The sequence below is a fragment of the Pseudomonas sp. LARHCG127 genome, assembly GCF_052871455.1.
In genome coordinates this window covers 235,392-247,649 of sequence record NZ_JBIXJT010000004.1, presented here as the reverse complement: position 1 = coordinate 247,649, position 12,258 = coordinate 235,392, and the positions used below count along the sequence as shown (strand labels likewise).

At 62.0% G+C, this 12,258-nt stretch carries 8 protein-coding genes and 2 tRNA genes; 2 read left to right on the top strand and 8 right to left on the bottom strand.

Annotation, left to right across the window (positions count from 1 at the left end; translation table 11 throughout):
• Positions 1-163: 163 nt before the first annotated feature.
• From ACIPQ1_RS09330 to ACIPQ1_RS09315, 4 genes are all read right to left on the bottom strand, one after another.
• Positions 164-1,453, bottom strand: a complete 1,290-nt coding sequence (locus tag ACIPQ1_RS09330) for a virulence factor family protein (protein ID WP_250965253.1) — start codon at positions 1,451-1,453, stop codon at positions 164-166.
• Entirely contained in the window at positions 1,453-4,095 is a 2,643-nt protein-coding gene (gene mprF / locus ACIPQ1_RS09325; protein ID WP_446533996.1) for a bifunctional lysylphosphatidylglycerol flippase/synthetase MprF, read from the bottom strand. The genes ACIPQ1_RS09330 and mprF overlap by 1 nt, the downstream gene beginning before the upstream one ends.
• A gap of 152 nt (positions 4,096-4,247) precedes the next feature.
• Positions 4,248-4,324 (bottom strand) — tRNA-Met (locus ACIPQ1_RS09320).
• 232 nt (positions 4,325-4,556) lie between these two features.
• Positions 4,557-4,633 (bottom strand) — tRNA-Met (locus ACIPQ1_RS09315).
• 281 nt (positions 4,634-4,914) lie between these two features.
• Between ACIPQ1_RS09315 and dinB the strand changes: the two genes are divergently transcribed.
• Positions 4,915-5,976, top strand: coding sequence for a DNA polymerase IV (dinB, locus tag ACIPQ1_RS09310; RefSeq protein ID WP_446533995.1), 1,062 nt, complete (start codon positions 4,915-4,917; stop codon positions 5,974-5,976).
• Between the two features lie 236 nt (positions 5,977-6,212).
• On the opposite strand, the gene ACIPQ1_RS09305 is transcribed toward dinB, so the two are convergent.
• The 4 genes from ACIPQ1_RS09305 to ACIPQ1_RS09290 form a co-directional block, all read right to left on the bottom strand.
• Positions 6,213-7,166 carry a hypothetical protein gene (locus ACIPQ1_RS09305; RefSeq protein ID WP_411386652.1) on the bottom strand — a complete coding sequence of 318 codons (954 nt, stop codon included), beginning with the start codon at positions 7,164-7,166 and terminating at the stop codon, positions 6,213-6,215.
• Positions 7,167-7,183: 17 nt separating this feature from the next.
• Positions 7,184-8,899, bottom strand: a complete 1,716-nt coding sequence (locus ACIPQ1_RS09300) for a proline--tRNA ligase (RefSeq protein ID WP_411386653.1) — start codon at positions 8,897-8,899, stop codon at positions 7,184-7,186.
• Between the two features lie 129 nt (positions 8,900-9,028).
• A complete protein-coding gene (locus tag ACIPQ1_RS09295) occupies positions 9,029-10,588 on the bottom strand; it encodes an AmpG family muropeptide MFS transporter (protein WP_186708395.1) in 1,560 nt (519 codons plus the stop codon).
• Positions 10,589-10,632: 44 nt separating this feature from the next.
• Positions 10,633-10,986: an MGMT family protein gene (locus ACIPQ1_RS09290; RefSeq protein WP_411386654.1), complete on the bottom strand. Its 354-nt coding sequence runs from the start codon at positions 10,984-10,986 to the stop codon at positions 10,633-10,635.
• Between the two features lie 157 nt (positions 10,987-11,143).
• Between ACIPQ1_RS09290 and ACIPQ1_RS09285 the strand changes: the two genes are divergently transcribed.
• Entirely contained in the window at positions 11,144-12,151 is a 1,008-nt protein-coding gene (locus ACIPQ1_RS09285; protein ID WP_411386655.1) for a DUF481 domain-containing protein, read from the top strand.
• The last annotated feature ends 107 nt before the right edge of the window (positions 12,152-12,258 follow it).

The window sequence follows — 12,258 nt, the reverse complement described above, 5'->3', positions numbered from 1 at the left end:
GGCTTGCTCGCGAAGGCGGCGTGCCAGTTGGCGATGATGTCGACTGACACGCCGCCTTCGCGAGCAAGCCCGCTCCCACAGAGGGTTGTGTGTAAGCCGTACGGGTACAAAAAAGCCCCGGCAACCGTAAGGCTGCCGGGGCTTTTGTCAGGCTTGTATCTGCTTACTGTTCGGCTGTCTTGTTCTGGCGCTTGTTGATCTCATCGATCAAGCGCTTGGCCAGGGCCGGGTAGTTTTCGTCGAAGTGGTGGCCGCCAGGCAGCTTGATGGCCTCGCCTACGGCGGTTTTGTCGGTGCAGCCGCTTTCGTCGGCTTCTTCGCCGCCGTAGATGCACACCACTTTCTCGGCAGGCAGCTTGGCCATTTCCGGGCCGGTGGCGGCTTCAGTGCCGGCGTTACCGAGCCAGCCTTCGACTTCGATCTCGAAGCTGCCGGTGCGGGCGAAGGCCAGCAGGATGATCGCGTCGACCCGCTGTTGTTCGGTGGCCGGCAGGCGGTTGTAGATCGCCGGCAACACGTCGGCGCCGAAGGAGTAGCCGGTCAGGATGAAGCGCTTGGTGCCCCAGATCTGCCGGTAGTGTTGCATCAGCTCGGTCAGGTCCGCCGCGCTCTGCTCAGGGCTCTTGTGCTGCCAGTAGTAGCGCAGGGTGTCGATGCCGACCACTGGGTAGCCGATCTTGGCCATTTCATCGGCTACATCGCGGTCCAGATCACGCCAGCCGCCGTCTCCGGAGAGAAACAGGGTCACGGTATCCCGCGCCTGGCTGGCAGGCACTTCCACCACTGGAATGCTCAGGCCACCTTTGCCCTTATCGGCGCCCACCAGGATCTTGCGCAGCTCGTTGTTCAGCACTTGCGGCAGGTTGATGTCGTAGTCGCTGATGCTGGTTTCGGCGTTTTTCTGATCCCTGACGAAACCGGCGCTGGTGTCGTCGGGGTTGTCGTTCCAGGCCACCAGCCAATGACCATGGGCTGCGCTTTTAGGCAACAGGTGGGTGCAGCCGGGTTTTTCCAGGGCCAGGTCCACCGACACGGCCTTGGCCTTGTCGTCCTTCTGCTCGGCCAGCCAGCGCCAAGCCAGCACGGCGCCAGGGCCGATGCCGCTGACCAGCGTGGCTGGGCCCTGGAGTTCCCTCAGGCCGGCTTGCAGGGCACGGCCTTGCAGCATGCAGTCCTTGGGCAGGATCACCTGGACGATCTGCGCCGAGCCGCTGCGGCTGAGGGTCGTCAATTGCGAGTCGCTGAGCTTCTGGTCCTCATTGACCGCCACCAGCACCCGGGCAAGCGCCTTGGCGCCGGGGGTGACCCGGGTCAGTGCTGCGCCATCGGCGGGCGCCAGTTGTTCCAGGGTGGGTTGTGGGGCCGGGCGGTTCCAGTACCAGTAACCGCCACCGAGAATCACCGCCAGCACCAGCAGGGCGGCCACTACGTATCGCCAGGAGCGTTGCATCATCAGCGTTTCACCAGTCCAGTCAGGCCGCCCGCAATCAGGGCGGCAGTATCGGCCAGCGCTACCAGCGGATCGAGTCCGGCGGGCACGGCCATGTAACGAGGTTCCCAGTCAGGCTGGAATTTGTCTTTGAAGCGGCGCAGCCCCTGGAAGTTATAGAGCTGCTCGCCACGGCGGAACACCATCGAACCCAGGCGCTGGGTCAAGGGTGCGCCGCGCCGCGGTTGCAAGCCCGACAGCGGGACCATGCCGAGGCTGAAGCGGGCGTAGTCATGGTTTTTATAATGCTGGATGAGGCCGACCATCATGAATTCCATGGTCAGTTTCGGCGCCTCGGGGTGGGCACGCATCAGGTCGAGGCTGGCCAGTTCGTGGCTGTGGGTTTCCAGCAGGTTGGCGAACGCCACCGGCCGGCCCTCGAAACGAATCACCGCGATGCGGAAATGCTTGAGGTAGTCGTCGCTGAAACGCCCCAGGGAGAAACCTTTTTCCCGCACGTTCTTGCCGGTCAGCCAGGCGTCGGAAATGACCTTGAGTTCGTCCATCGGCGCCTGGCCCGGCTCGTGGATCTCCAGCGACAGGCCATCACGGGTGCCGCGGTTCCAGGTGTAGCGCAAGTCCTTCATCTCTTTGCCCTTGGCTTCGAGATCGAAACGCTTGAGGTCGACCCGTGCTTCCTCGCCCAGCTTGATGGCCGTCAGGCCGATGTCCATGTAGTAGGGCAGGTTTTCGGCGCGCACCTGATAGAACACGGGACGGGCATGGTGGATGTCGCACAGGTCGCGGAACTGCCAGATCATTTCGGCCCGTTGCTGGGTAGGGCCGATCGGGTCATACAACGCCACCAGGCTGCGACCACGGCGGGCATACATCAGGAATGCCTCGTCGTTGGGGTGGAACAGCAGCGCCTTGTCACCGGTCAGGGCCAGGCCGCCGTCGGGTTGCGACGATGCCATGAGGACCGTTTTGGCCCGTTCCAGTTCTCCTGCCGTCGGCAAATGGATCACCGGCCGTGCCGTGCGCAGCAACCAGGTCAGGGACACCACCACCAACAGCACGGCAGCCCCCAAGAGAGAGCGCAAGCCGCGAGGGGCGTCGGCATCGAGGGTAAACTGCCACCAAAGTTGATGGCTGTAGGGCACGTCCTGGTAGGCAAAAAGCAACAACCAGATCGACGCGCCGAGCACGCAGAGGCTGGCGATCAGGAACAGCGGGGAGAAGGGCAATTCGGTCAGGCGGCTCGGACGATAAAAGGAGCGCCGGAATACTGCCAGCAAGGCCGCCGTCAGCGTCAGCAGCGTGGCTTCTTCCCAGTCGAAGCCCTTGAGCAGCGAGAGCAGGGCGCCCACCAGCAGCAAAACCGTGGTCAGCATCCAGGCGGCCGACAGGCGACGGCGCAGGCCTTGGGCGAGCAGCAGGCACAACACGCCCACCAGGCTGGCACCGAAGTGCGAAGCGTCCACCAGCCGATGGGGGATCAGGAAACCGATGTGCTCCAGGCGGGTGTCGATTTCCGGTGTCACGCCGGAAAACAGCAGCACCACACCGGAGAGAAACACCAGTACCGCCAGGATCGGCGCGGCAAGCCCCGAGGCTGCCCGCAGGGTCTGGCGCGTCTGGAACAGCCGTTGTGCCTCATTGATCAGCAGCAACACGCAGGCCACCAGCATTGGCAGCAGCACGTAGATCAAGCGGTACAGCAACAGCGCCGCGGCTAAGGGGGCGGCGCCGAGTTTGTCGGCAAACGCGGCCAGCAGGATCGCCTCGAATACCCCGACCCCGCCCGGCACATGGCTGAGCACCCCGGCGGCCAACGCCAGCAGGTACACCAGCAGGAAGGCGCCGAACGGCGGTGCCTCGGGCAGCAACAGATACAACACCGTGGCGGCCGCGGCCACATCCAGCGCGGTAATCACCAGTTGCAGGAAGGTCAGGCGCCGGCCCGGCAGGCGCAGGGTGCGACGCCCAGCCTTTATCAGAAGGCTGTCCCGATGGGGCTGCTCCGGCAGGCGCCGGCGGTAGATGCCGATGGCCAAGGCGCTGGTGAGCAGCAGCACGGCCACGGAAATCGCCCCCAGCAACGCGGCAGGTAAATGCAGCGCGGCAGACGCGGCGGGCAGGTTGCTGAGTGTTGCCAGGGCGGCCAACGGCGGCAACGCACAGCCCAAGGACAGGCTGGCGAAGAGCGTCATGTGGGCGACATCCGAAGCCCCGAGGCCATGGCGCGCATATAGGCGGTAGCGAACCGAGCCCCCCGACAGCAGCGACAGGCCAATGGCGTTGCCAATGGCGAACGCAGTGAACCCACCGAGGATCATGGTTTGCGGTGGCAGCGTCACACCGGCATAGCGGCTGGCGGACCATTCGTAGCCCAGGAGAATGATAAAGCCGACGACCGTGGCGCCGATCGCGCCGAGCAGGGCAGGCCGGGGCACTTCCAGAATCGAGTCGTGCAAGGCGTAGAGATCGAGCTCGCTCAGCAAGTGGCGGCAGGCAACCAATGCAATCGCAAATAGCAGCAGCGTGACGGCGAGACCGATGGGCTGGCGGTACTGACTGATCCGATCCAGCCAGCGCAGTCGCTCGGCCTTGATCGGTTGTGTCGCAGTAACGGAGTCTTGCGGGTCAGACGAGTGTGCGCGCATCAATCACCTCTTGAGCTATGCGCGACAGGATGGGGGTAACCAGCGAAGTTACCAATCCCTGCGGTAGAAAATAATTACAAAATATTTGTAATGAAGCCTTTTTTCATCAGGCACAAAAAAGGCCACTCTTTCGAGCAGCCTTTCTTGGTATTTGGTTGCGGGAGCCGGATTTGAACCGACGACCTTCGGGTTATGAGCCCGACGAGCTACCAGACTGCTCCATCCCGCGTCTGTGTGGCGGCATTCTACAGGCGAACGCCCGAGTGTCAACCGTTAAAAGGCGAAGGGGAGAAATAAACCACTGATCCGTCCCTTGCCTGGCTAAATGCTCGGAATCTAAAGAAAATTGTCCTACAACCTGCGGCGCGTGGGGTGTCGTAGGTGGCGTCTCTCTGATCGAGTGGTCAAAAAATGAGCAGGCACAAAAAAGGCCACTCTTTCGAGTAGCCTTTCTTGATGTTTGGTTGCGGGAGCCGGATTTGAACCGACGACCTTCGGGTTATGAGCCCGACGAGCTACCAGACTGCTCCATCCCGCGTCTGTGTGGCGGCATTCTACAGAGGATCGAGCAGCTGTCAAGCCTGTTGATCTAAAAAACTGTTCCGCTTCAAGCGCTTAGCCTTGTAAAAGGCATTGTGACAGCGCTGTGACGCAGGCCTGGCAAGGGCTGGCGCTCTATTGGGCGGTTCGTTGCGATTGAAGAAGTAAATTTGTGTAGGCGTTTTCGGGCCTCAACGAAGGATCTTTCAAACTACTGGTGCTATATACAGGTGCCGGTGCGATACTGGTGGCCCGATTCGTCGCACACCCTGTTCCGCTATGACGCAACGTAAAATCATCCATGTCGACTGTGACTGTTTTTATGCCGCTATCGAGATGCGCGATGATCCGCGGCTGGCCGGCAAGCCCTTGGCTGTGGGTGGCTCGGCGGATCGGCGGGGTGTGATTGCCACCTGCAACTACGAAGCGCGGGCCTACGGCGTGCGCTCGGCCATGTCTTCCGGCCACGCCTTGAAGCTCTGTCCGGACCTCACCATCGTCAAGCCGCGGATGGACGCCTATCGGGAAGCGTCGAAGGAAATTCATACGATTTTCAGCGATTACACTGACCTGATCGAGCCGCTGTCCCTGGACGAGGCCTACCTGGACGTCTCCGCCAGCGCCCATTTCGGCGGCAGCGCCACCCGCATCGCCCAGGACATTCGCCGGCGTGTATCCAATCAGTTGCACATCACTGTGTCCGCCGGCGTCGCGCCGAACAAGTTCCTGGCCAAGATCGCCAGTGACTGGAAAAAGCCCAATGGGTTGTTTGTCATCACCCCGGACCAGGTCGAGGATTTTGTCTCGGCCCTGCCGGTCAGTAAGCTCCATGGTGTGGGCAAGGTCACTGCCGATAAGCTGAACCGGTTCGGCATCGTCGATTGCCTGCAGCTGCGTGAATGGGACAAGTTGGCACTGGTGCGCGAATTCGGCAGTTTCGGTGAGCGGCTCTGGAGCCTGGCTCGTGGGATCGATGAGCGTCTGGTGCACAACGACAGCCGACGGCAGTCCATCAGCGTGGAGAATACCTATGATGTCGACTTGCCCGACCTGGTGAGCTGCCTCGAGAAACTGCCGGAGCTGATGGAAACCCTCAGGGGGCGCATGGCGCGGATCGACAGCAGTTATCGACCGGGCAAGCCGTTCGTCAAAGTGAAGTTCCATGACTTCACCCAGACCACGCTGGAGCAGGCCGGGGCAGGGCGGGACTTGGGCAGTTACCAGCTGTTGTTGACCCAGGCGTTCAACCGGGGCGGCAAGCCGGTGCGGTTATTGGGGATCGGGGTGCGGCTGGAAGATTTGCGGGGTGGGTTTGAGCAGTTGGAGTTGTTTGAGCGGTGAGGCTGTCGCTTGGCTGATGAAGGCCATGCCTTTTGCGCTTGTGGCGAGGGAGCTTGCTCCCGCTGGCTGTAGGAGCTGCCGAAGGCTCGGGCCGCGTTCGGACGATCTTTTGATCTTTCGCTTGGGATGCAAGCGTTAGTGGAAAGATCGCAGCCTCGCTTCGCTCGACAGCTCCTACAGGCCCAGCGGGAGCAAGCTCCCTCGCCACAAGAGAGATTGCCCCATCCAGGCTGGGCTCAGTGAGCGCCAGGATCCGCCACCAACCGTCCGCCATCCTTGGTCAGGGCTTTCATGAACTCGGTCTGCAGCTCCGGATCGTTGCGCGTCAGTTCGATCAGGCTCTGTTCCAGTTCACTGGCTTCCTCTTCAAGTCCCAGCTCCGACAGGCGCCTGACCCGATGGACCCACTGGCTCACCTCGTCGTCTTCCAGGTCGTCGTAGATCAGCGCGTGGGCTTCCACCAGCTTGCTGCGCAAGGTGCTGCTGATGCTCAGGGATGAGTCGGTGTGCACCTCGTCCTGGGCATCCGTCACGCTGATCTGCAATTTGCCGAACTGGCTCAGGTCCTGTTCGGCGAACGGGCTTTCCAGCAGGTTCAAGCGCAGCACGCCGTTACGGTCGGTGCTCAGTTCGAAGGTCTGCCGGGCGGCCTTGACCTCCACCGGGCGTTCGCTCCAGGGCAGGCTCGAGTGTTCCGTGCGCTTGTCGCGCTGGACTTCGTCGATGCCCGCCAGGTTCTGCTGGGCGCGGCCATGGGAAGGGACGTTCATGAACGGGTTGAGCCCGGCGAAACCGTAGCTGATCCAGTCACGGGTCGCCGTGTCCGGCAGGGTGCCGAGGGCGAACACATTGACCACGTTCGCACCGACACCGGCCACGACGGCCACCGCGCCCAAGGGGATCTCGTAGATCTCCCGCCAGGGTTGGTACGGTGTGTAGCGATCATAATGGCGGGTGACCTCGAACTCAGTGACTTCGAAGGTCTTCTGCTCATTGATGCGCACCCGACGCTGCGGCAGGTCGAGCACCTTGGGTTCGCCCACGTCGATCTGCAGGCTGTGGTCGAGCAATTTGCGCTCGACCCGCTCTTCGTGCTCGCTGCGTTGTGACATTTGGTTGGCACAGCCGCTGACCAGCAGGGCGCCGCACAGGGCGGCGCCACCGAGGCCTAAGGTGTTTCGCTTGAACATGACGTCTCTATCTGGTGTCAGCGGCGGATACGGGCCTGGAGGAACGACAACACGTCGGCGACCGGCAGCGCTTGCGGCTCGGACTCGGTGCGGCTCTTGTATTCCAGGTTGCCTTCGGCCAGGCCACGGTCACTGACGACGATCCGATGGGGGATGCCGATCAGTTCCATGTCCGCGAACTTGATGCCGGGGCTGGTTTTCTTGTCGCGGTCGTCCAGCAGCACTTCGAAGCCGGCGGCCGTCAGTTCGGCGTAGAGCTTGTCGGTGGCTTCACGCACCAGGTCGGTTTCATAGCGCAGTGGCACTAGGGCTATCTGGAACGGCGCCAACGTGTCGCTCCAGATGATGCCTTTCTCGTCGTTGTTCTGCTCGATGGCGGCGGCCACCACGCGGGAAACGCCAATGCCGTAGCAGCCCATCTGCAGGGTGACCGGCTTGCCGTTCTCGCCCAGCACTTCGCACTTCATCGCCTTGCTGTACTTGTCGCCCAGCTGGAAGATGTGGCCGACTTCGATGCCGCGCTTGATTTCCAGGGTGCCCTTGCCGTCCGGGCTTGGATCGCCGGCCACGACGTTGCGCAGGTCCGCGACGGTTGGAACCGGGAGGTCGCGTTCCCAGTTCACGCCGAAGTAGTGCTTGTCATCAATGTTCGCGCCGATGGCGAAGTCGCTCATCAACTCCACCGAACGGTCGATGATGATCGGCAGTGGCAGGTTCAACGGGCCGAGGGAGCCGGCGCCGGCGCCGATGGCGTCGCGCAGATCGGCGTCGGTGGCCATGACCAGCGGGCTGGCAACGCCTGGCTGGTTGGCGGCCTTGATTTCATTCAGCTCGTGGTCGCCACGGACGATCAGGGCAATCAACTTGCCGGCTTCTTCCGCCCGCACGATCAGGGTCTTGATGGTGCGCTCGATCGGCAGGTCGTAGCCTTCCACCAACTGGGCAATGGTCTTGGCGTTCGGCGTGTCCACCAGGCGCAACGTTTCAGTTGGCGCGGCGCGGGAGGTTTCCCGTGGCACGGCTTCGGCTTTCTCGATGTTGGCGGCGTAGTCGGAGCCGTTGCTGAAGACGATGTCGTCTTCGCCGGACTCGGCGAGCACGTGGAACTCGTGGGAGCCGGCACCGCCGATGGAACCGTTGTCGGCTTCAACCGGGCGGAATTTCAGGCCCAGGCGGGTGAAGATGTTGCAGTACGCCTGGTGCATGCGGTCATAGGTGACCTGCAGCGAGGCCAGGTCGGCGTGGAAGGAATAGGAATCCTTCATGATGAATTCGCGACCGCGCATCAGGCCGAAGCGTGGACGGATCTCGTCACGGAACTTGGTCTGGATCTGATACAGGTTGATCGGCAGCTGCTTGTAGCTGCTCAACTCGTTGCGCATCAGGTCGGTGATCACTTCTTCGTGGGTCGGGCCTGCACAGAAGTCGCGACCGTGGCGGTCTTTGATGCGCAGCAGCTCAGGGCCGTATTCTTCCCAGCGCCCCGATTCCTGCCACAGCTCGGCCGGCTGGGTGCTCGGCATCAACACTTCCAGGGACCCGGCGGCGTCCATCTCTTCGCGAACGATGGCTTCCACCTTGCGCATGACCCGCAGGCCCATCGGCAGCCAGGTGTACAGGCCCGAGGCGAGTTTGCGGATCATGCCGGCACGCAGCATCAACTGATGGCTGATCACGACGGCATCGGAAGGCGTTTCTTTTTGTGTGGCGAGCAAAAATTGACTGGTGCGCATGGTTGGCCGTTGTCGGTTGCTGATGACGAGAAGTGACGGAGCATTGTACGGGCGAGATGCCCTGGCGTACAGGCGCGTGGCCGGTCGCCAGGTGCGGGCACCGGTTTTCCCGGTGTTTTCTGAAGTTTCCTACGACTCTTCCGCAGGGCGGGTGGGCGCCGGTTCCTCGGCGGGTGCCGAGTCCTGGCGACGGTTCTCCTGGAACCAGTGCAAGGCGATCAGCAACAGGGTCGGCACGCCCAGCAGGGCGGTGATCAGGAAGAAATTGTGGTAGCCGAACTTCTCCACCATCACCCCTGAATAGCCACCGATCAAACGCGGCAGCAACAGCATGATCGAGCTGAGCAAGGCGTATTGGGTGGCGGAGAATTTCAGGTTGGTCAGGCTCGACAGGTAGGCGACGAACGCCGAAGTGGCCAGGCCGGAGCTGAAGTTGTCCAGGGAAATGGTGACAATCAACATCTGCAGGTTGGCGCCCATGTCGGTGAGCATCAGGAAAAGAATGTTGGTGGCGGCCGAGGCGACACCGCCGATGAACAGGATGGGCAGGATGCCGAAACGCACGATCAACAGGCCGCCCATGCCGGCGCCGACGAGGGTCATGATCAGCCCGAAAATCTTGCTGACGCTGGCGATCTGGTCCTTGGTGAACCCCTGGTCGATGTAGAACACGTTGGCCATGACGCCCATGACCGTGTCGGACATCCGGTAGGTTGCGATCAATCCGAGCAGCAGCAGGGCCTGCCAGCGATAACGCAGGATGAAATCGTTGATCGGCGTCAGCACTGGCGCCAGTCCGCGCCGGCCCATGGCCGACAGGCACAGGGCGGTCAGGAGGGTATAGAGGATGGCCCGCAGGAAGGCGCGGTCTTCGAGCAGCAGGTCGAGCAGGCTGACGCCCTCGAACAGCACGCTGGCGAAGTCGGTGTTGAAGAGTTGGGTGAACATCGCCGGGACGGAGACCAGCAGCACGATCAGTACGAATACCGACGCCAACTGATGGACAAACGTGTAGCGCCCGGCCTGCAACTGGGTGCGCAGCGGTACCGGTGGCTCGCGCATGAACAGGGACGTGAGGAGCGCCGGGACCATCAGCACGCCGAACAACAGGTAGGTGCCGGCCCAGGCCGAGTGTTTGTAGCTGAAACCGGTGGAGCCAAAGCCTTCGGCGAAGAACAGGGCGCCGGCGGTGGCCAGCAGCGCGGCGATGCGGTAGCCGGACATGTAGCTGGCAGCGAGGGCGGCCTGGCGGGTGTCGTCGGCGATCTCCAGGCGGTAGGCGTCGACGGCGATGTCCTGCGTCGCAGAGGCGAAGGCCACGATCACGGCGATGGCGATCAACCAGGACAGGTGTTTCTGTGGATCGCAGAAGCCCATGCCGATCAGGCCGAGAATGACCAGCGCCTGGGAGAGCACCAGCCATGAACGACGGCGCCCCAGTTTGCCGAGCAGCGGCAGGCGCCATTGGTCGAGCAGCGGCGACCAGACCCATTTAAAGGCATACGCCAGGCCGATCAGGCTCGCGTAGCCAATGGTTTCGCGGGCCACGCCGGCTTCGCGCAACCAGACTGAAAGCGTGGAAAACACCAGCATGTATGGCAAGCCGGCGGCGAAGCCAAGCAGCAACAGCACGAGCGTCGAGGGACTGGCATAGGCGGCGAGGGCGGCGCGCCAGGTTTTACGGGGCATGGGCTGGAGTCTGCCTCAAAAATTGCGAAAACAAAGCGCGCACTCTAACCGCTGTGCTCTACCGGGCGCCAGCCATGGCGCTGAATATCAACACGATTGTTCAGGACACTGATCCCTTCCATGCGCAGGCGTGCGCGCTGTTCATCCCCCGAGGCGCTGCCCGCCGGCAGACTGATCCGACCACCGGCAGCCAATACCCGATGCCAAGGCAGCTTGGTGTCGTTCGGCAATTGGCTGAGGGTTCTTCCAACCCAGCGCGCCGCGCGGCCCAGGCCGGCCATTTCGGCGAGTTGGCCATAGGTGACGACCTTGCCCGTCGGGACCTGTGCCAGGGTCAGGTAAAGGGTGGTGCGGCGGATCTGGGCGGCGTTCTCGGTGCCCGCTGGGGTGTCAGTCACGTAGGGGTTCCTGAGGTGGGTGTCCGTCTGTAGATTAATTCCTACAGGACTGGTTGAGAAATGAACTCATCAGTCCTACACAGGTCAGTCCTTGCTGAGGTGTCATCCTGGGGGATAATGCCGCCTTTTCACCGCAAACTTGAGCCCTTTATCGCTTATGTTGTCTAGAACCCTGCTATGCCTGGCTGTTGCCAGCGCCTCCATGCCCCTGCTCGCCGACACTGTCTGGTTGAAGAATGGGGACAAACTCAGTGGCAAGATTACCGTTTTCGATGGCGGCAAGTTGCTGATCCAGACCGATTATGCCGGCGCGATTCCCATTGACTGGAAACAGGTCAAGACCCTGGAGAGTGATCAGCAACTCCTGGTCAAGCAGGATGCCTACGCCGGCGAGAAAGCCAAGGCTCTGCAGGCGGCCGAGGATGGCAAGGTTACGTTGGCCAACGGTGATGCGCCCAAGACCGTCGAGCTGGCCAGTATCCAGCAGATCCTCAAGCCCAAGCCGGTGGTCGAGGACCTGGTGTGGAAAGGCAATGTCGATGCCGCGCTGGATTACCAGCGTGCGGAAGCCGATACCGACGATTACGACATCGATTTCAAGACTTCGGCACGCCACGGCAGATGGCGGCACACTGCTGAAGGCGAATACAACCGTGAATTCCAGGATGACGTCGTGTCCGCCGATAACTGGCGCCTGGAGTATTCCCTCGACCGGTTCATTACCGACCAATGGTTCTGGCAAGGCCGCCTGAATTACAAGCGCGACAAAGTCGAAGACCTGGCGCGCCAGCGCGTGGTGGGTACCGGTCCGGGCTACCAGTTCTGGGATGACGAACTGGGGGCGTTCTCCCTGGGTTCGCTGCTCAACCGCACCGATTACGAGTACCGCGACGGCGGCAAGGACAACTTCTATTCCGTGGCGATGAAGTGGGATTACAACCGCTACCTGATCGGCAAGCGCGTCGAGTTCTTCACCAACGGCGAAGTGGGCAAGCCCCTGTCCGGCGTGGCGGAGTACGCCTATGACGCCGAGATGGGGCTTCGCTACAAGGTCACCGACTGGGCATCGCTCAATCTCAAGGCCGAGAAGGATGTCATCGAGGGCACCGAGGACAGCGACCTGAGCAAGACACGCTATACGGCGGGGTTTGGCGTTACCTGGTGATCCCAGGCTAATCAACGAACCCTCCTGTGGGAGCGAGCTTGCTCGCGATTGCGGTGGGTCAGCAGCATCAATGTTGACTGACCAGCCGCTATCGCGAGCAAGCTCGC